This is a genomic window from Phaeodactylibacter xiamenensis, from assembly GCF_000759025.1.
Lineage (GTDB): Bacteria > Bacteroidota > Bacteroidia > Chitinophagales > Saprospiraceae > Phaeodactylibacter > Phaeodactylibacter xiamenensis.
Map to the genome: position 1 here is coordinate 127878 of NZ_JPOS01000016.1, position 19214 is coordinate 147091.

Sequence of the window (19214 nt, forward strand, 5' to 3'; positions counted from 1 at the left end):
GGAGAAATTAGTTTACCCCGACTTGCTGATTGTGCTTAGCCACCCGCTTGTCCATCACCCGGAACCAAAGCGGAGGCACAAGCGACAACAGGATCGCTCCCGGATAACCGGTAGGCAGCTGCGGGCTCTCGTCCTGATGCCTTAGGATCTGATATTTGCGTGATGCCTTGTAGTGGTGGTCAGAATGACGGGTCAGCTCATACAGAAAAATACGACCCAGTTCATGATCAGAATTCCAGGAATGCTGCGGCCCCACCCGCTCGTAGCGCCCACTGTCGAGCTGACGGCGCTGCAGCCCGTAGTGCTCAATGTAATTGACCGACTCCAGCATTAGAAATCCAAACACGGCAACCGCAATCGCAAAAGGCACTAATGCCCAGCCAAACACCCACCCAACAGTGGCCAGGTAAGCCAGCTGCAGCCCTGTAAACCGGATCATCTCGTTGTGCAGGCTGAGTGTAGGCTTACCCTGCCTTTCCAACCGTGCGGCTTCCAACCGCCACGCACTGAAGTAACCCCCGATGACCGAGCGGAACCAGAACGTGTAGATCAGCTCGCCCCGGCGGGAAGTAGCCGGGTCTTTGGGCGTGGCCACATGCTTGTGGTGCCCCAGGTTGTGCTCAATGATGAAGTGGGTGTACAAAGCCGGCAGCAGCAGGGCTTTCGCCAAAAAACGCTCGAAGCGATCAGCGCGGTGCCCCAGCTCATGGGCGACGTTGATGCCCGCCGTGCCCAAAATGAGCCCCACGCTGCAGGTCATGCCCGTGATTTCATAGCCGGCGAGCCTGCCCTGCGACAGGGTATAGAGGTAGTAGCCCACCAACCCGTATACCAAAGGCACATTGAAATACAGCAGGTAGTCAAACAACCGGGCCCGGGCACGCTCAGGTTCTGCAGCCTGCGGGTGGTTTTCCGGCGACTGTGGCACAAACAACTCCACAACCGGAATGACAATAAAGCCCAGGTAAATGGCTGCAAAGGACCAGATGCCCCCAATGTAAATGGCAGCGTAGGCGGACAGGGGCAGCAGGTAGGCGATCAGGTATTTGGTGTCGCGGCGGTTCATAATTTGAGATTTGGTGTGCTGTATAAAAATACGGTTTTTCAGTAAAAAATATAGTGCCCGGTTATAGAAATGGAACCATGTTTCGATTATTTCGTTTATATTGAAGAAATGATTTCAATATGAGTAAAACCTATCCGGTATTATCCAAGGAAGAACGTCAGATGGCAGCGTTTTCTGCGAAAGCAATCACATCAGCACTGGAAAAAAAAAGCAGATTCTCCGACTGACTTATCAGTTGATGCACAGGGCCTGCCATCCCTACAACTGAAGCTACCCAAACAAGCTTTGCAGGTACTTCAGGAGGTGCTTTCCCTTATTTCTGAAGGCAAGCCTTTTTCACTTTTGCCATCAGATGTAGAGCTTAGCACTCAGGAAGCGGCTGATTTACTGCAGATATCAAGACCGCACCTCATTAAACTATTAGAGGATGGAGCAATGCCTTTTAAGAAGGTGGGTACCCATAGAAGGATCAGCCTGAGTGCTATTATAGCGTACCAGCAACACCAAAAAGAATTACAATCAGAAGCGTTGGATGCCTTAGCTGAACAAGCGCAAACGCTCAATTTTGGATACTAAACCTTTGATTTGCACAAATGATAAGAGCGCTCTTAGACACCTTGAAGGTCAATGATATTAAGCAGTTTCCAGCCCTACTGAAACCTTTGCTCTAAGAAAACACTACCTTCACCACAAAAACCAAGCATGCCAATCACTTTATACCAAACCACTGCTCAGGGCCTCATCTTCGATATGGACGGCACGATGGTCGACAACATGATGGCGCACCACGAAGCCTGGCAGCGCAAACTCAGCAGCCTTGGCATGGACATGGAGCTGGAGCAGGTCCGCCGGGAAATCCACGGAGTGAACGAGGAAATCCTGCTGCGCCTGTTTGGAGACCGCTTCAATGACGAGGAGCGCCAATACCACGCGCAGGACAAGGAAGCTGAATACCGCCGGGGCTTTCAGGAGCAATTGCAACTGATCGACGGGCTGTCGGACTTTCTGGAAGAAGCCTGGGAGGCGGAACTGCCTATGGGCATTGGAACTGCTGCACCGGAGGAAAATGTCGATTTTGTGCTGGACAACCTGGAGTTGCGCGACTACTTCGCCACAGTGAAACATGCGGGCGATGTTACAAAAGGCAAGCCCGATCCGGAAATCTATCAGCTGGTCGCCGCCGGGCTGGGCATACCGGTCAAAGACTGCGTTATTTTTGAAGACAGCCCCACCGGCGCCGAAGCTGCCCACAACGCCGGCAGCCCGGTAATTGTCGTCACCACAACGCACAAGCCTGCCGAGTTTAGCCACCTGCCCAATGTATTGGCGTATATTGAGGACTTTAATGCACTGAAGTACGACATCCGATAGAGGCCGGACTTCTGTTTTGACCAATAACACTTTTGATTAGTATGAAAAAACACATTCTACAGGCCTTGCTATTTCTGGGTCTGCTTGCCATTGCCCTGCCTGCTTTTAGCCAGGATAAAGCTGACGCCCTCTGGGAAGAGGTACAGGAAATCGCCATTGTGGAGCAAAAGGTCATGATGCCTATGCGCGATGGTATCCGCCTGGCCACCGATATCTACCGGCCCAAAACGGATGAGCCCGTACCGGTCATCTTTTCCCGTACGCCCTATAATTTCAACCTCTATTCGGAGGGTAAGCTGAACAAGCGCCAAATCCAACGAGCCATGGAAGCCGTGAAGCGCGGCTACGCCTACGTGGTTCAAAATGAGCGCGGCCGCTATTTTTCCGAAGGGGAGTGGGACATCCTTGGCGTCCCCCTGACCGATGGCTACGATGCCTTCAGCTGGATGGCCGATCAGGAATGGTGCAATGGGAAAATTGGCACCCTCGGCTGTTCCTCCACCGCAGAATGGCAAATGGCCGTGGCTGCTCTGGACCACCCTTCCCACGCCGCTATGGTGCCACAGGGTTATGGTGCCGGTATTGGCACGGTGGGCGACTACTACGAGCAGGGCAACTGGTACCGGGGCGGTGCTCAGCAGATGCTCTTTACCTCCTGGTTGTACTGGGTTCAGAATGGCCGTATCCGCCCGATGTTTCCTAAGGATGCGATACAGGAAGAGCTCATCCGCATGTCGCGCTTCTTCGACCTTGTGCCCGATCCGCCTGATGTGGACTGGAAGGAGGCGTTCAGACATCTGCCGGTAAAGGACATCATCGAAAATGTAGATGGGCCACGCGGTATTTATAGTGAAATGATTCAGCGTAAGCCCAATGACCCGGCCTGGTTTGAAGGCGGCTTGTACCACGATACGATGGGCTTTGGCGTGCCGAGCTTTTGGTTTACCTCCTGGTATGATGTGTCCATCAGCCCTAACCTCGCCCTGTTCAACCACGTGCGTGAAAATCCGGAAGTTGGAGACGATCAGTATCTGATCATCGCCCCTGTGCTGCACTGTGCCTACACCCGCGCCACCGAAAATACGATTGTGGGAGAGCGCAGTGTAGGCGATGCCCGCCTCAATTACGATGAGCTGATCTACGGCTGGTTTGATTACTGGCTGAAGGATGATAAAAGCAAGGACCCAGCCCAAATGCCAAGGGTGCGCTACTACACTATGGGCAGCAACCAATGGCAAACCGCCGAAACCTGGCCCCCTCAATCGGCGGAAATGACCACTTTCTACCTCGACAGTGAGGGGCAAGCCAACAGCCTTTTCGGCAACGGTGTGCTGACTACCCAAATGCCCGATGCAGCGGATCAGCCCGATGCCTTTACCTACGACCCGATGAACCCGGTACCCAGCGTAGGCGGCAACGTTTGCTGTACCGGTGGTGCCATAGACGGTGGTGCCTTCGATCAGCAGGAACTGGAAGCCCGACAGGATATTTTGGTGTATACCACCCCGCCCCTGGAAGAAGGTATGGAAATCAGCGGCTTTATTGAGACCACCCTTTACGTCTCCTCTGATGCCAAAGACACCGACTTCACGGTCAAGCTCATCGATGTGTATCCGGACGGGCGGGCTTACAACCTGGACGAGACCATACAGCGCGTGCGCTACCGGGAGGGCTACGACAAGGAAGTCCTCATGGAGGATGGAGAAGTGTACAAAGTCGACCTCACGCCTATGTCCACCAGCAACTACTTTGAGAAAGGGCACCGCATCCGCATTGAGGTATCGAGCAGCAACTTCCCACGTTTTACCCGCAACCTCAACACCGGTGGCAACAACTGGGACGAGACCGAAGGCGTCAAAGCCCGCAATCAGGTGCACCATTCTGCAGCGTACCCCTCGCAGATACGACTACCGATTGTACGGTAACACCTGAACCCCTCTAACCTTAGCCTCCCAATGCCCTGATCAGCTGATTTTGCCAGACCAAGGCATTGGGAGGTTCACTAGTGCTCCTCTGCTGATAATTGATTTAATCTCCATTTAAATATACCATGTTTCCTACCTTTGCGTTCCTTTACAGGAAAGACAAACTTTAGCGTTGGATAACATGAACATCGTGAAAACATATACCTGGGCCGTACTGGCCTTCACCATCCTTTGCACCACCACTGCTCATGCTCAAAAGGGCTGGGAAGCCGGTGGCTGGATCGGCAGCTCCTTCTACCTTGGGGATTTGAATACCGATTATGATTTCAGCAACCCCGGGCTGGCGGGCGGACTGATTGCCCGTTACAATTTCAACAAGCGGCTGTGCTTTAAGGCTTCTGCCAATTTTGCACAGGTATCGGCCTCCGATGCAGACTCCCCAAATGCTTTTGAAAGGGCACGCAACCTGAGTTTCGAAAGCAACATCATCGACGGGACCTTTCAGTTCGAGTTCAATTTCCTGCCTTACAAGCACGGTGACCCGGACGAATTCTTCACGCCGTACCTGTTTGCCGGCTTCAATGTTTTCCACTTCAACCCCATGACCGAGTATCAGGGAGAAATGGTAGAGCTCCGCCCGCTGGGCACTGAAGGGCAGTTTAAAGGTGAGGAATACTACAGTGTGAGCGGCGGCCTGGCTTATGGCTTCGGCTTCAAGGTAGACCTCAGCTACGAGTGGAGCCTGAACTTAGAGCTAAATGCCCGCACCCTCTTCACCGACTACCTCGATGATGTCAGCACCGTTTATGCCGACAAAGATGACATCCTGCAACTCCGCAATGAGCTTGCGGTTGCCTTGTCCGACCGCTCCATCGAAGTGGAGGGCGCGCCCAATAGCCAAATTGGCCGGGAAGGCACACAGCGGGGCAACAGCAACAATAACGACACCTTCATCACACTGGGAATAGGCTTACTGTACTACTTTGGGGATGTGCGCTGCCCGGAGTATAGCCGGTAGGATAAAGGTAAGTTAGGTTGCTTTGAAAAAACAGAAACACAGCTGATTCATCTTTTATTTGAGGCTGTCAAAACAGAAAGGCACTCATCAATCTGGTGGATTGAACCGTAAATATTTGACAGCTTAGCCCCGATAGCTATGGGGGGGGAGGCTCTTAATAATGCCTAAGCGTGAAAACAGTGCCAGATAATCCGGTCTAGTCGCACTAGCTACCAGCAAGCTGCCCAATAAGCCGGTTCAGTTTCTCCTCGTCCTCTTTACTCAAAGGAATATCGGAAAGTAAATCTTCGCTCACGTACTTGTGCAGCGCGGCTGCATTACCCTGCGCCAGTAACTCCAGAAAAGTGCGGACCGTACCGGGCTCTATTTCTGTGAAGTCGGACAGTTTGATGGCAGTCCAGTTCGGAAAGAGAAGGACGGTTTTGAGGAGGTTGAATACACGGTTTTTGAAAACCCCTTTGTTCAGTCCCTCCCTTCTGCCTCTCTCTAAAATTTGCTCTAATGTACTCATCACTTCAGGTTTTACGCTCAACGCTGTGTTCTTGAGTTTTTCTAAAAATGTTTTTTCAGATCGCTCCCCTACACCAAGGAGGTAGGTCGTGATCGCCATGATTTTTTCTTTCCCTAATGCCCCTCCAAAAATAGGTTCTATATATTGAAAGATCAAGTGTTGCCGATAACGGAACGCCATCGCCATCATAGCACTGCGAAAGTAGCTCAGGTCAAGCCGGAGGAGCTCCTCCGGGCTCAGGCTGGAAGCGTCCTGATATAGAAAATCGAAGTTGGGAATGTAGGGTTCTAAAGTACTCAAGTGCGGGTGATCACTAAAAAGTTCCATAAGTGTTTTAGGTTCCCACTTTTTCTTACCGTTGTAAAATATTAACGGTAGCACAGGCTCTGGCTTCTGCCCACCCCTTCTGACTGCCCTGAACATCAGTTCCATTATATAAAACCCAACTTGCACTGCAACGTGAGGGTCCGGCTTAGACTTGTGCTCAAATAATAAACAGAAATAAAAATGGTCATCACCTTTTCCCTTAAACCGGCACCTGTAAATAACATCTGCCTCAAACTGCTTGAGACTCGGACGAATGCCGATGCTATTCTCCAGGCTTAAGCTTTCAAAGTCAGCTATCCGGGCGACTTCCGGAAAAAAGAACTTTATGTAACTTATTGCAACTTCCGGGTCGCTCATAGCCGATTTAAAAAATCGATCATCCGGTTGATGGACTTGCAGGTCTTGCGGCATGGTACAGAGAGTAGACCCAGCTATAAATATACTAAAAATTTTAAACCTTGGGAATAAAACACAATTTTTATCAAAAAAAGACTAACTTATTAAAAGGTGTTTTGATCCCATATTTCACCCCCCAATCTGGCACATCCAAAGCCGCAGGATTCGTACCTGAAAGTAAAGATTCGAAGGGAAAAGGGACATAGAATCTTCCACACCCATCAAGCATTACAGAAAAACCCTACGACTCCTTAAAAGGCGAATTCTCCTGCTGCTCCAACAGCAGCTGCCGGGCGAAAATAATACTGGCTATAAGCACGGCTATGGCGAGCGCAATGAGCCCTTCGTAAATTTCCTGCAAAATGAGAAAGTCGTACAATCCGTGGATGACGAGGGGCGCAAACAAGGCCATGAGCAGCCGCTTCCGGCGTATTTTCGGGTCGGGCTCAAACTTGGCTTTCCCAAAATAATAGCCCATGATGATAGCAAAGGCTGCGTGGGCAGGCACCGCTGTAAAGGCGCGCAAAATAACCGTTTCCAACCCATACTGCAGGGCGTACATCAGGTTCTCCAGCGTTGCAAAACCCATACCGATCATCACCGCATAAACGATGCCGTCCATGGGCTCATTGAAAAAACGGGATCGGTAAGGATACAGGAATAAACAAAGGTATTTGACCAGTTCCTCCGTCAGGGCCACCACAATGAAGGAGGAAAAGAGGGTAAATAATACCCCTTCCCCCTGAAGGAATGGCGAGTAAGTCGCCCAGGTCTCAATCCTGACCACGCCCAGGGTGGCAAAAGCCCCTAACCAGAAGGTGGCGAATAGCGGAAAGGGCTGTTCCCGCTCATATTTATCCATTTTGTAGATGTACCAGCAGATGAGCAGCCCGGGGGCGATGGCCGCCAGAAAGAGGAGCACGTCCCTAAAGCCCATCAGCTGTTGGCTTTCTCTTCGCAAAAGGCTATGAACTGCCGCACGTAGCGCTGCGTGGCCTTCCGGGCTTCAAACTGCCCCATATGACCGGCTTTTTCCAGAATGTGGATGGAAGCTACCGCCGGCAGATGGGTTTGGGCTATGCTTTTCTCCGCTGGGATAGCACTATCCATTTTCCCTACGATGAACAAAACTGGTACCTGAATTTGGCGCAGTGTTTCCGTTTCATCCTGCCGGTTTATCATCGCCTGCTGTGCCGCAATAATGCCTTCACTGGGGAATTTGGCCGCCCGGTAGATGAGTTTTTCCAGCAAAAAGGTGTTGCTACGGGCAAAGTTGTCGGCAAAGAGGCCAGGTATCAGCTGTTTCACAAACAGGATATGGCCCTGCCGCTGAATGAACTCCACGCTCTTCTGCCGGGTCGCTTTCTTTTCCTCCTCATCTGCATAAGGGTGCGAATGGAAAAGCCCCAGTCCCAGCAGAGCTTCCGGGAACAACCGGGCAAAAGCCAGCCCTACGTAGCCGCCCATGGAATGCCCGATGAGCACCGCCGGTCCCGTGCCCAGCTCCTGCAGCAAGGCGTGTACCCGCCTGGCCATCCCTTCGATGGTAATCCCCTCTACCACGTCGGAAGCCCCAAAGCCAGGTAGGTCGATGACAATAACCTGATAGGGCTCTTCGCGCAGATCGTTCTGAAATTCTTCCCAAATTTTGTGGTCTTCGCAGAAGCCGTGCAACAGCACCACCGGAGTGCCTTTACCTTCTGCATGGTAGGCCATTTCCTGCCCTTCGTACCGGAGTTTTTTCATAACTAGTGAGTTGTAGGGGGTTCAATAGCCCCTTATCCTGTTTGATGGTTGCTGTATAAGCTGCATAAACCGCTGGTCATAAGCCCCGGCTAAAATACTCCAATCGTAGCGGGCTACAAAATCAGAGAGCAGCGACGGAGCCCTGACGCTGCCTTTCTGCAGCAGGGTTTTGGTCTTTTGGTACAGCTCTTCTGCCGTGGTGTATAGATATTGCTGGCGATCTGCGCCCGGCAAGTGCTCCGGAAAAGCCAGGCGGCCGGGCAGAATGGGATAGCAACCGGCATGAATGGCTTCCACCACACTCCCCCCGAAGAAGTCCTGCCGGCTCGTGACTGGCAGCAGATCCGCTTGTTGCAATAGCCGGGCGTACTCCTGCCGGCTTTCTGCATAACCCCAGTGCAGGATGTGGGCAGCCAGCCGCGCTTTCGCTTCCGCAAAAACGGGAGGCGCGCCCCGGTAATTTTCGCCAAGTACGATCAACCGGAAAGGTAGGCCTTCTGCCTGCAGGCGAAAGAGAAGCTGGAAAAAATCTACCGGGCCTTTGTCGTACTCCCAGCGGTGGTTCCACAAAATAACGGGCGGGCCGGGCGCCGGGCGGGCATCCCCCCTCACAGAGGAAAGGGGCAGCCCAAGGTGCAGCACTTCGCTCTTTGCTGCCAGGCCGGGCAACTGGGACAATCCGCGGGTATCCGGGAAGGCACGCAGAAAGCCGGGCAGGGCCTCCAGAAAAGCTGTACGGTGGTAGTAAGAATTGAAAAACACTGCATCCGCTGCCAGGGCTGAGGTGAAATTGAGATAGGCATAGTGCCGGTCTCTTTGCGCTTTCACGTCCTCATCGGCAGGCGACCAGGGGTAGGTAAGCTGATTTTCATGGAAGTAAAGCGCCACGGGCACCCCATGCACCAAGTCCCGTACCTGCCCCAGAAAGCCCGCAAGGTCCAGCATATCGGTCGCCAGAATGAGGTCAGGGCGCTCCCCCTGCTTTCTCAACTGCTCCGCCAAAGCCGGCGCCCCGCCAAACATGCGCCACTTCCAATGCCGCCCGGGCAGGGTCATCAAAGTGACCTCGTGAGCGCTGTGGGATTGATACCCTTCCGCCCATTGCCGGTGGCTCCCGGAAAAAAAAGGTTCGAAAAGAAAAATTTTCATGTTAACGGGTTGCTAAATCTGGCCTTGACTTTAGGTGCCGAAGCGGAGTTTACTATATTTACTGCATACTGACCGGGAATACCTCCGGAAAACTACAAAAATAACCATGCCTGGTTTCTCAGATTTAAAAAAAGGACTGTCGAGCATCGAATCCCTGGAGCGTGAGCTAAACCTCAAACAGCTCCAAATCAATCGATTGCTGAACATCACCCAAGCCATCAACAATAATGTGTCGGCTGAGGGGCTGTTCAATATGTACCGGTCTTTCCTGAGCTGGGAAATCGGCGTGAAGAAAATGGCGCTCTTCGTACAGGATGAGGAGAGCGGCAAGTGGAAGTGCATGGCGAGCATAGGCATTGAGGAGGAAATCCCCACCGCAGAGGTCAGCAAGCAGTTCCACAAATACACCCGCCTGATCAGCGTGGACGAGGAGGAACATCCCTTCATCCGCCGTTTTGACGTGGTCATCCCGGTGCGGCACAAAGAAAAATCCATTGCCTACGTCTTTATCGGTGGCTTTAATGAGGAGGATGACATGTACAATAAGGTGCAGTTCATCACCACCATCACCAATATCGTGGCGGTGGCGATCGAGAACAAGCGCCTCTTCAAGCGTCAGCTGGAGCAGGAACGCCTCAAGCGGGAAATGGAACTGGCAGGCGAAATGCAGCGCATGCTCATTCCCAAACAGCTGCCTTATACCAGTTGCTATCAGCTGGACAGCATCTACAAGCCGCACTACGGGGTGGGCGGCGACTACTTCGACTTCATGGAGTTTGACAACGGGCGCATCATTTTCTGCATCGGGGATATTTCCGGCAAGGGAGTGGCTGCCGCGCTGCTCATGGCCAACTTCCAGGCCAACTTCCACACCCTGATCAAAAAGCAGGCCGACCTGGGCGACTTCGTACGCGACCTCAACCATTCCGTCAACCTCATCACCAAGGGCGAGCGGTTCATCACCTTCTTCATTGCCGCCTACGATATGAAGACGCAGACGCTGAGCTACGTCAACGCCGGCCACAATCCACCTGTGCTGGTCAACGATGGGCAGGTACAACTGCTGGACCGGGGGTGCACCATTCTGGGGTCCTTCCCGGAACTGCCGGAACTGGAGGTAGGGGCCGTCAACCTGGACGGGGAGGCTATCATCCTCACCTTTACCGATGGGCTGACCGACCTGCAAAACGAGAAAGAAGAATATCTCAACGAGCAACAGCTGTACAGCTTTGTCCGCTCCAACTACAAGCTTACGGCAACGGACTTCAACCAGAAACTAATGGGCTACCTGGAGGCATTCAAAGGAGAAAATATCTACCCGGATGACTTCACCGTGCTAACGTGCAAGATTTTCACGCCCGGGCACAGTCAGGGCTAGTGGATTGAGCCGTAAATATCTGACAGTTAAAGGCCGGACACTACCGAAGGCTTGAGCATAAAAATACTACCAAATAATTCGGTCTAGTCGCACTAGTCCACCTCTTCGTAATCAATGTAGTCATCATCATTATCCCCACGGCGTGACTCTTTACGCTGGTCATCGTAACGGATTTGGTCCCGCTGGTCCTCCTGCCCCCTGCCAATAGCGTTGGGGCCAAAGAAGAATTTGTAGGCAGCATAGAGAATCAGTCCGGTGACAAGAAGCTTGAGCATATGAATTTAAATTGAGGGCCTGATTTCCCGTGCAGGAATTGAACCTGACCGGTTTTCAGGTTTATGAGAATGCGAAAATACGCCTTAGTTTGGACACCCCCGAAAAAGAAGGCGTAAATCAGGCAGGAGGGCTGCAAAGTATTCAGCAGACAATGCTGCCCTGCACTGCCAAGATTTTTTTACTTTTGCAATTCTTATTGCCGGAGCCCGGGCAAATCACTACTGCCCAAAGCGCCCGCTGAAAAAAGAAAACATAAATGGGATCAACAAACCGCTTACACACTATCGCTGGCTGGCTGGTATTTGCTATCGCGCTGACGGTCTACTTTTTCTCCGCCGAGCGCACAGGCAGCCTTTGGGACTGTGGAGAATTTATCCTTGGCGCCTACAAGCTGCAGGTGGTCCACCCACCGGGTGCCCCCCTCTTCATTCTTGTGGGCAGGTTGTTCACCTGGTTCGCAGAGCTCTTTTCGGACAACCCCGCTGATATTGCCTTTGCGGTCAACCTGATGTCGGGTATTTCCACCGCTTTTGCGGCCGCTTTTGTTGCCTGGAGTACCATCATCCTGGGCAAAATGGCGCTCGTGGGCCGGGAAGGCACCGCAGACAGCGGGCAGAATATCGCACTCGCCGGCGCTGGTATTGTTGCCGGCCTGACCACGGCCTTTGCCACCTCTATCTGGTTTTCTGCCGTTGAGGGCGAGGTTTATGCCATGTCCACCTTCTTTACCACCCTTACCCTGTGGACGATGATGAAGTGGTACAATCTGCCGGACACGCCTTCGGCCGACCGCTGGCTGCTGTTCACAGTGTATGCTGCCGGGCTTTCCACCGGTGTCCACCTGCTCAGCTTGCTGACGTTCCCGGCACTCGCGTTGTTCTACTACTTCAAGAAATACAACGAATATACCTGGAAGGGCATCGCTATTGCTGCTGCGGTAGGCGTTGCGATCATCGTGGCGGTCCAAAACTTTGTGATCGTTGGCATTCCGGGGCTTTGGTCCACCTTCGACCTTATGATGGTCAACGGGCTGGGGCTGCCTTTCCACTCCGGCATTATCCCAACGTTCATCGTGGTAGCCGCCATCATTGTGCTGCTGCTGATGTATGTGCACGGGAAGATCACCTCTCCGGTACCGATGTATGTGCTGGCAGGTGTGTTCCTGCTGATCGGGCTGTACGCGGAAAACAGCATGGGCGGCGGCCGGTTTATCCGTATGATGGCCCGTGCCGCAGTTATCGGCGCTCTGGGCTTCTTCATGAGTTCACTGCTCAACCGCTATCGCCGGGAGATGCAGTTGTTTGCCATCGGCGCTGCGCTGGTCATCGTTGCCTTCTCTACCATCGGGCTGGTGGTGATCCGGGCCAATGCGAGCCCGCCTATCAACATGAACGCGCCGACCGATGCTATGCGCCTGTTGCCTTACCTCAACCGGGAACAGTACGGCGAACGCGCCCTGCTGCATGGCCCGCACTTTGATGCGCGCCCCATGAAGACAGAGATTGAAGACCGCTACGGCCGTAAAGGCGACCGCTATGAAATTGTAGACCAAAAAATCTCTTACGTCTATCAGGATCAGGACAAAATGCTGTTCCCGCGTATGGGCGATTACAGTCAGGGGCGCCCGCGACTGTACAAGCAGTGGGTCGGCATGGACCCCAGCAAGCCGCTCCCTCCGGGCCGGCCTAATCAGGCAGACAACATTAGCTTCCTGGTGAACTATCAGCTGGGTTGGATGTACTGGCGCTACTTTATGTGGAACTTCTCCGGCCGGCAAAATGGAGAGCAGGGTTTCTATCCCTGGGACAAATCTGCCGGGCACTGGATTTCAGGCATCAAATTCCTGGATGAAGCCCGCCTGGGCAATCAGGACAAGCTACCGGAAGCCGAGAAGAATGCGGAGGGGCGCAACGTTTACTACATGCTGCCGTTCCTGTTCGGGCTGCTGGGGCTGATTTTCCACTTCCGGAAACGGCCCAATGAAGCGACGGGGCTCCTGGCCTTGTTCATCATTACTGGTATCGGTATCATTATCTACTCCAATCAGCCTCCGAATGAGCCTCGTGAGCGGGACTATGTACTCGTAGGGTCCTTCTTCACTTATGCCATTTGGATTGGAATGGCAGTGCTGGCCCTTTTCGAGCTGCTCAGGGAACGTGTTAAACTTGCCGGACCGGCGGCAGCAGCAGTGGCAGCAGCGGTTATTCTCATCGCACCTGCACTCATGGGCACGCAAAACTTCGATGACCATAGCCGGATTGACCACTCAGGTGCCCGCGACTATGCCAACAACTTCCTGCAAAGTGTGGAGGAAAATGCCATTATCTTCACTTACGGTGACAACGATACCTACCCGTTGTGGTATGCACAGGAAGTGGAAGGCATCCGCACCGATGTACGGGTGGTTAACCTTAGCCTGATCGCTGTAGACTGGTACATCGACCTGCTGCGCCGTAAGGTTAATGAATCTCCTCCGATCAAAATGACGATCCCGAGCGAGGCCCTGCGCGGCAATATGCGCAATCAGCTGTTCTACTACAATACGAGCGGGAAAGAGCGCCCCAAAACGTTGAAGAACTTCCTGGAGTTTGTGGGCAATGACAATCCGATCACCCTGCCGTTTTCTGCGGGTGCCCGTGAGGTAGAAAGCTATTACGATACCAAGCAGGTCTACATTCCTGTCAACAAGCAGGAGGTCCTTGCCAAAGGCGTGGTCAGCGAAAAGGATACTGCCAATATCGTAGATGCCATACCGCTCAACCTGCAGTCCAAAGATTACATGATCAAGGATGAACTGGCGATACTGGACGTGATTGGCAGCAACCTCTGGGACCGCCCTATTTATTTTGCAGTAACGGCCCGGCAGGAGAAGCTTTTCGGGCTGGACGACTACATGCAACTGGAAGGGCTGGCGTTGCGCATTGTGCCTGTGAAATCGAGTAGCGAGCAGCAATACGGCATCATCGGCAGCGGCCGGGTGGACGGCGAAAAGGTCTACGAAAATGTCATGAACGAATTCATGTGGGGCAACTTCGATCAGAAAGAGCTCTTCGTGGACCGCAGCTACGCACCAAGTGTACAGAGCCATCAGCTGAGTATGCGCCGCGCCGCGCTCCAACTGCAGCGCGACGGAGAAACTGAAAAAGCGGTTGAGCTGATCGATAAGTACTTTGAGGTCTTCCCGGATATGAACTTCCCCTACGATTACCGGGCCTACTACATGATCAGTGTATACCTGGAAGCCGGGGCGTATGAGAAAGCGAAGCCGCACCTTCAGATTCTGGCAGAACGTACGGCCGACGAGTTGGATTACTACAACTCTCTCGATCCGGAGATACTGGAGAGCAGCTTCCAAACGGAATACATGCTGGCGATGCGCACAATGGACGATATCGTTCAAGCCGCCCGGCAAAACAATGACGAGGCATTTGCGCAGGAGCTACAGCGCCTGTTCGAGCCATTCCAAATGGAAATGCCGGAAAACATGATGCAACAACGCAATGGAGGACGCTAAAAAAACAATCGCCATCGGGTGCGATCATGCCGGCTACCCTTATAAAGACCGTGTGATCGCCTTCCTGGAGTCAGAAGGCTGGACGGTCCGGGACTTCGGCACGGATTCGCCGGACTCCGTTGATTACCCTGACTTTGTGCACCCAACCGCCGATATGGTGGAATCGGGCGAGGCGCAACTGGGGATAGTCCTGTGCGGAAGCGGCAATGGCGTGGCAATAACCGCCAATAAACATCAGGGCATCAGAGCGGCGCTTTGCTGGCTCCCGGAACTGGCAAGCCTCGCACGGGAACACAACAATGCCAACATGCTTGCTTTGCCGGTCCGCTTCATTGAGGAAGCAACTGCGGTTGACATTACCCGGGCTTTTCTGGCCGCTTCCTTTGAAGGAGGGCGGCACGCCCGGAGAGTCGGCAAAATTGCCTGTGGATAACCCTCTGTAGTAGTACTGGAAAAGCCCCGCCTGTGCAAAATCAGGTGGGGCTTTTTTTTGCCCGGCGCTCATCTCTGACTTTTGAAAACAAGGGCTTGCCCAAAGATATCAGCTCGCCTGCCGCAAAAAAGCCCGGAATTTCCATCCCGGGCTGCCGTATATTGAATTAGTATGAAAAAACAAACCTTCCAAATGCAACGCCGTTGCAATAATTTTTATTATGCACTTCTCCCATTCAACCTAATCCCCCTCAATTTTGTACTTTTGAAAGGCAATTCATTTATAAACTGCGCAGTATGGTCCGGGAAGAAGACATTCTCCAGAAACTGGAATCGCACCAACTACGGAAGACCGCTTTCCGAAAGGAAGTCCTAGAGCTTTTCATGGCTTCTGAAGGGGAGGCGCTTTCCAATCAGGAACTCGAATCTCAGCTCGACAACCCGGACCGCATCACCCTCTACCGCACCCTCAAAGCCTTTGAAGACAAGGGGCTGATCCATTTAGCGGCAGACAGCGGCGGCATTAGCCGGTATGCTCTGTGCCTTGCCGATTGCACCACCCACGCTCACCATGATCAGCATGCCCACTTTCAGTGCCGGACCTGCGGCAAGACCATCTGTCTTGAGGGCGAGGTCGTCATCCGTGCCCAGGCCCCGGCGGGCTATAAAGTCGAGCGGGAGAACCTTACCCTTGAAGGGCTCTGTGATGAGTGTATTTAGTCCGTAACGACCACTCCGAAAATAACAGGTTCCGCTGTATTCCGCACGCCATCGTGTGCATCCACTCTGAACCGGTAGTTGCCGGCCTTCAGTGTCTGTGGAATGGTATATTCAAAGTCGAAATTGTAATCTTTTTCCACTCCTGCATCAAAGGCGACATAAGCGCCTGTGCTGAAGGTATTGCCAGAACTTAGGTCCGTGTAGCTCAGAAAGACAATGCCATTGCCCCCTTCGCTCAGGGAGTAATTGTCGGTGACCGTGCCGGAAAAGGTGACGGTACTGCCCTTGGCAGCCGTAAAGCTGACCTGAGAGGGGGAACTAAGCGTCAGTGTTGGCGCTTCCCCATCCGTGGGGTTGATCGCGCGGATGCTGTAGAAATTGGCCAGGGGATTGTCATTACCGGCTTCATCAATAACTTGTATCTGAAAATGATAAATGCCCGAGGTGACATCCGTAGGCACCGGCAGCTGCAATTGCTCCTCGGCAGTCTCACCCGAAAGCCCCCGAATATCGAGGACCGTCCAGTCTTCCGTCTGATTACTCACATTTGGCACAGCCACGCCCGGTGCGGCAGCACCCCCATGCCCGTGGCAGTCGAAGTTGTTGTGGATATCCACTTTGTACTGCGACAGCGAACGGTCATCGCTAAAACGCAGGGTAGCGGTCAGCGTTTCTCCACCGAGAACAGTAAAAACGGAATCTTCCATCCCTCCGCAAACCGCGCCGGGTTCCGGGGCGGGCGCAAAGGAAATAACCTGCATAGACGGCGCTGAGACGTCCACATCATCAGACCCGTTGCAGCTCCACGCGAGCAAGGCGATGAGGACGATACCGGCAAAAAAAGTTTTGATTGGGTCCATAAGTCAGAAAGCTTCGGTTGTTGTACAAAGATAACCACCGTTAATGCAACTATGTTGCATCAAGTATGTTATTTTGGCAGCCTTTTAGCAAAAATGGACGAACTTGGGTCCTTACACACTGCATATGACCAAAAGAGCCTTCATCATAAAATACCCCCTAACCCTGCTGTCCCTATTGTTGCTGCAGTCCGCAGCCGCGCAGGTCTCCGGCCGGGTGGTTGACGCCAAAACTGCCCCACTCCCGGGGGCCACAGTATTGCTGTTGCCGGACAGCCTGGTCCGGGTTGCAGATGAACAAGGGCGGTTCCGGTTCAGCACATTGCCCACCGGGGCGCATCAGCTCCGGGTGTCTTATGTGGGCTATGAAATGACCGAACAGCCTGTCCGCTACGAAGGCACCCCCATTCAGTTACCGCCCATCACCTTGCAGGATGCGCAGGAACTACTGGAAACCGTGGTCGTCACCGAGGAGCATGCCAAGCAGGAAGAAACCCTGGCCACCGAGCACTTTACCGGAGCCGTTATCGAAGAAAACCTGCAGGGCACCTTTGCCCAATCCATCGACAAGCTCCCCGGGCTCAGCGCCATCAACGTAGGCACAGGCATTGCCAAACCGGTGATCCGGGGCCTGTCCTCCAACCGCATCATCGTCAACCATCAGGGCATCAAGCAGGAAGGGCATCAGTGGGGAGCAGATCACGGCCTCGAGATCGATCAGTTTGGCGTGGAACGGGTGGAAATCATCAAGGGGCCCGCTTCCCTGCAGTACGGCTCAGACGGGCTGGGCGGCGTCATCAACATCATGCCCGGAAGAGTGCCTCCGGAAGGCGTGATCCTGGGCAGCATAATGGGCCTGCACCGCACCAACAACGCTCACTGGGGCGGCTCTGCCAAACTGGGCTTCAACCTCAACGGTTTTTTTACGCAAGCCCAGTACAGCCATCAGGATTTTGCCGACTACCGCGTCCCGGCGGAGACCTTTGATTACAACACCTTCACCCTGCCCATTATCGACGAACGGCTCAAAAATACGGCAGGGAATGAGCGAACCCTCAGCGTCACCACCGGGCTTAACCGCGACTGGGGCATCACCCGGCTGACCTTCAGCCGCTATCAGCTGGAAGCGGGGCTGTTCTCAGGCGCGGTAGGCATACCCCGCTCCTACGCCCTCACCGATGATGGCAACCGCCGGGATATCGACATTCCCAAGCAGGAGGTGGAGCATACGCGCCTGAGCCTGCATCAGGACCTGGTGCTGCCGCAGGGGCACATCAACTTCAATATCGGCTATCAGCGGAATTTGCGGCAGGAGTTTTCCTTTCCGGAATTCCACAGCATCCCCAGTTCGCAAATTGACCCCGGCAATACGCTTGGGCTGCAATTTTTGCTGGAAACCTTTAGCGCTGACCTCCACTACGAGCGCGAGGGCATCAACGGCTGGCGGGAAGTCTACGGCGGCAATGCGCAGTGGCAGTTCAACGAGCGGGCAGGCTTCGAGTTCCTGTTGCCCGACTTCCGTACATTCCGGGCAGGAGTGTTTGGGCTGGTGGAAAAGCAGCTTTCGGAACACCTGCTTGTCAACGGCGGGCTGCGCCTCGACTATGCCACCAACGACACAGAGTTCTACCGGCAGTGGGTGTGGGACAGCAATGAGAATATCACCGATTCCCTGATTGCACCGGTCACGACCCCGGAGTTTTTCAACTGGTCGGCCTCGGCGGGGCTTTCGGCTGCGCTTTGGGATGACCGGGCTCAGTTCAAAGCCAATATCGGCAAGAGCTTCCGGGTGCCTTACCCGGCAGAGACGGTTTCCAATGGCATCCACCACGGCACCTTCCGCCACGAGATGGGCACGCCCGGGCTGGACTCCGAGCATGGCTATCAGCTCGACCTAAGCCTGGAGTGGGAACGCCCCCGCTTTTCCGGTATGGTCGCGACCTACTTCAATTACTTCGACAATTACATCTACCTGGGCCCGACTTTCCCGGCCCGCTTTTCGCCTCTGCCAGAGTCCGGGCAGATTTTCCAGTACCGGCAGGATGACGCCATTTATACTGGTTTTGAGGTGCAGTACGATTGGGATTTCCTCCCCCGCTGGCGCTTTTCGCAAACCGGCGACTTCGTGCAGAGTTACAATATCCGTACCCAACTGGCGCTGCCCTTTACGCCTCAGCCTTCTATACAGAGCAGCCTGCGCTATACGGTGGAGCCCCGGAACAGCCGGGTCGCTTCCTTCTACGCGGAGGTCAACCATCAGTACACTTTTGCAGCCGAAGGCCCCTACCGGGTAGACCGTTCGGAGCGCTCTACGCCTGCTTATCAGCTATTCGGGGCAGCGCTGGGGCTGAAGTTGCACTGGTTTGGGCCGCAGCCGCTGCAGTTCAATGTGCAGTTGCAGAATGCCCTCGACGTTTTCTACCTCAACCACCTGAGCCGCTATCGGCTGATCAACGTGCCGGAGCAGGGCCGCAACGTCAACATCAGCCTAAAAGTGCCCTTTTGGGGGCGGCTGAAACAGTAAGAAT

At 53.7% G+C, this 19214-nt stretch carries 16 protein-coding genes; 9 read left to right on the plus strand and 7 right to left on the minus strand.

Features of this window, described 5'->3' with window-relative positions:
* Window positions 1–7: 7 nt before the first annotated feature.
* A complete protein-coding gene (locus IX84_RS06615; protein WP_044217780.1) occupies window positions 8–1066 on the minus strand; it encodes an alkane 1-monooxygenase in 1059 nt (352 codons plus the stop codon).
* 285 nt (window positions 1067–1351) lie between these two features.
* Between IX84_RS06615 and IX84_RS06620 the strand changes: the two genes are divergently transcribed.
* The 4 genes from IX84_RS06620 (at window position 1352) to porG (ending at window position 5380) form a co-directional block, all read left to right on the plus strand.
* Window positions 1352–1642 carry an excisionase family DNA-binding protein gene (locus IX84_RS06620; protein WP_052515829.1) on the plus strand — a complete coding sequence of 97 codons (291 nt, stop codon included), beginning with the start codon at window positions 1352–1354 and terminating at the stop codon, window positions 1640–1642.
* Window positions 1643–1768: 126 nt separating this feature from the next.
* The gene (locus IX84_RS06625; RefSeq protein WP_202965213.1) at window positions 1769–2437 is read left to right on the plus strand and encodes an HAD family hydrolase; all 669 of its coding nucleotides are present in this window, start codon (window positions 1769–1771) and stop codon (window positions 2435–2437) included.
* 41 nt (window positions 2438–2478) lie between these two features.
* Window positions 2479–4362, plus strand: a complete 1884-nt coding sequence (locus tag IX84_RS06630; protein WP_044217786.1) for a CocE/NonD family hydrolase — start codon at window positions 2479–2481, stop codon at window positions 4360–4362.
* A 190-nt stretch (window positions 4363–4552) separates the two neighbouring features.
* Window positions 4553–5380, plus strand: coding sequence for a type IX secretion system protein PorG (gene porG / locus IX84_RS06635; protein ID WP_238578239.1), 828 nt, complete (start codon window positions 4553–4555; stop codon window positions 5378–5380).
* A 205-nt stretch (window positions 5381–5585) separates the two neighbouring features.
* On the opposite strand, the gene IX84_RS06640 is transcribed toward porG, so the two are convergent.
* The 4 genes from IX84_RS06640 to IX84_RS06655 all read right to left on the minus strand — a co-directional run bounded on the left by IX84_RS06640 (window position 5586) and on the right by IX84_RS06655 (window position 9509).
* A complete protein-coding gene (locus tag IX84_RS06640; protein ID WP_081968644.1) occupies window positions 5586–6629 on the minus strand; it encodes an Rpn family recombination-promoting nuclease/putative transposase in 1044 nt (347 codons plus the stop codon).
* 226 nt (window positions 6630–6855) lie between these two features.
* On the minus strand, window positions 6856–7551 hold the full coding sequence (locus IX84_RS06645) for a PrsW family intramembrane metalloprotease (RefSeq protein WP_052515830.1): 696 nt from the start codon (window positions 7549–7551) through the stop codon (window positions 6856–6858).
* Entirely contained in the window at window positions 7551–8360 is an 810-nt protein-coding gene (locus IX84_RS06650) for an alpha/beta fold hydrolase (RefSeq protein WP_044217791.1), read from the minus strand. Before IX84_RS06650 ends, IX84_RS06645 begins: the two co-directional genes overlap by 1 nt.
* 21 nt (window positions 8361–8381) lie before the next feature.
* On the minus strand, window positions 8382–9509 hold the full coding sequence (locus IX84_RS06655) for a tRNA-queuosine alpha-mannosyltransferase domain-containing protein (protein WP_044217794.1): 1128 nt from the start codon (window positions 9507–9509) through the stop codon (window positions 8382–8384).
* 106 nt (window positions 9510–9615) lie between these two features.
* On the opposite strand from IX84_RS06655, the gene IX84_RS06660 reads away from it, so the two are divergent.
* Window positions 9616–10887, plus strand: a complete 1272-nt coding sequence (locus IX84_RS06660; RefSeq protein WP_044217797.1) for a GAF domain-containing SpoIIE family protein phosphatase — start codon at window positions 9616–9618, stop codon at window positions 10885–10887.
* A 92-nt stretch (window positions 10888–10979) separates the two neighbouring features.
* Here IX84_RS06660 and IX84_RS06665 read toward each other — a convergent pair whose 3' ends face one another.
* Window positions 10980–11162 (minus strand): hypothetical protein, encoded by a 183-nt coding sequence (locus IX84_RS06665; protein ID WP_044217800.1) that lies wholly within the window; start codon window positions 11160–11162, stop codon window positions 10980–10982.
* Between the two features lie 257 nt (window positions 11163–11419).
* On the opposite strand from IX84_RS06665, the gene IX84_RS34060 reads away from it, so the two are divergent.
* The 3 genes from IX84_RS34060 to IX84_RS06685 all read left to right on the plus strand — a co-directional run bounded on the left by IX84_RS34060 (window position 11420) and on the right by IX84_RS06685 (window position 15829).
* Entirely contained in the window at window positions 11420–14677 is a 3258-nt protein-coding gene (locus IX84_RS34060; RefSeq protein WP_044217804.1) for a glycosyltransferase family 117 protein, read from the plus strand.
* Entirely contained in the window at window positions 14664–15110 is a 447-nt protein-coding gene (gene rpiB, locus IX84_RS06680; RefSeq protein ID WP_044217806.1) for a ribose 5-phosphate isomerase B, read from the plus strand. Before IX84_RS34060 ends, rpiB begins: the two co-directional genes overlap by 14 nt.
* A 296-nt stretch (window positions 15111–15406) precedes the next feature.
* Window positions 15407–15829 carry a Fur family transcriptional regulator gene (locus tag IX84_RS06685; protein WP_044217808.1) on the plus strand — a complete coding sequence of 141 codons (423 nt, stop codon included), beginning with the start codon at window positions 15407–15409 and terminating at the stop codon, window positions 15827–15829.
* Here the strand turns inward: IX84_RS06685 and IX84_RS30765 are convergent.
* Window positions 15826–16689 carry a DUF4625 domain-containing protein gene (locus tag IX84_RS30765; protein WP_052515831.1) on the minus strand — a complete coding sequence of 288 codons (864 nt, stop codon included), beginning with the start codon at window positions 16687–16689 and terminating at the stop codon, window positions 15826–15828. The two genes, IX84_RS06685 and IX84_RS30765, sit on opposite strands and share 4 nt — an antisense overlap.
* 124 nt (window positions 16690–16813) lie before the next feature.
* On the opposite strand from IX84_RS30765, the gene IX84_RS06695 reads away from it, so the two are divergent.
* On the plus strand, window positions 16814–19210 hold the full coding sequence (locus tag IX84_RS06695) for a TonB-dependent receptor (RefSeq protein WP_052515832.1): 2397 nt from the start codon (window positions 16814–16816) through the stop codon (window positions 19208–19210).
* Window positions 19211–19214 lie beyond the last annotated feature (4 nt).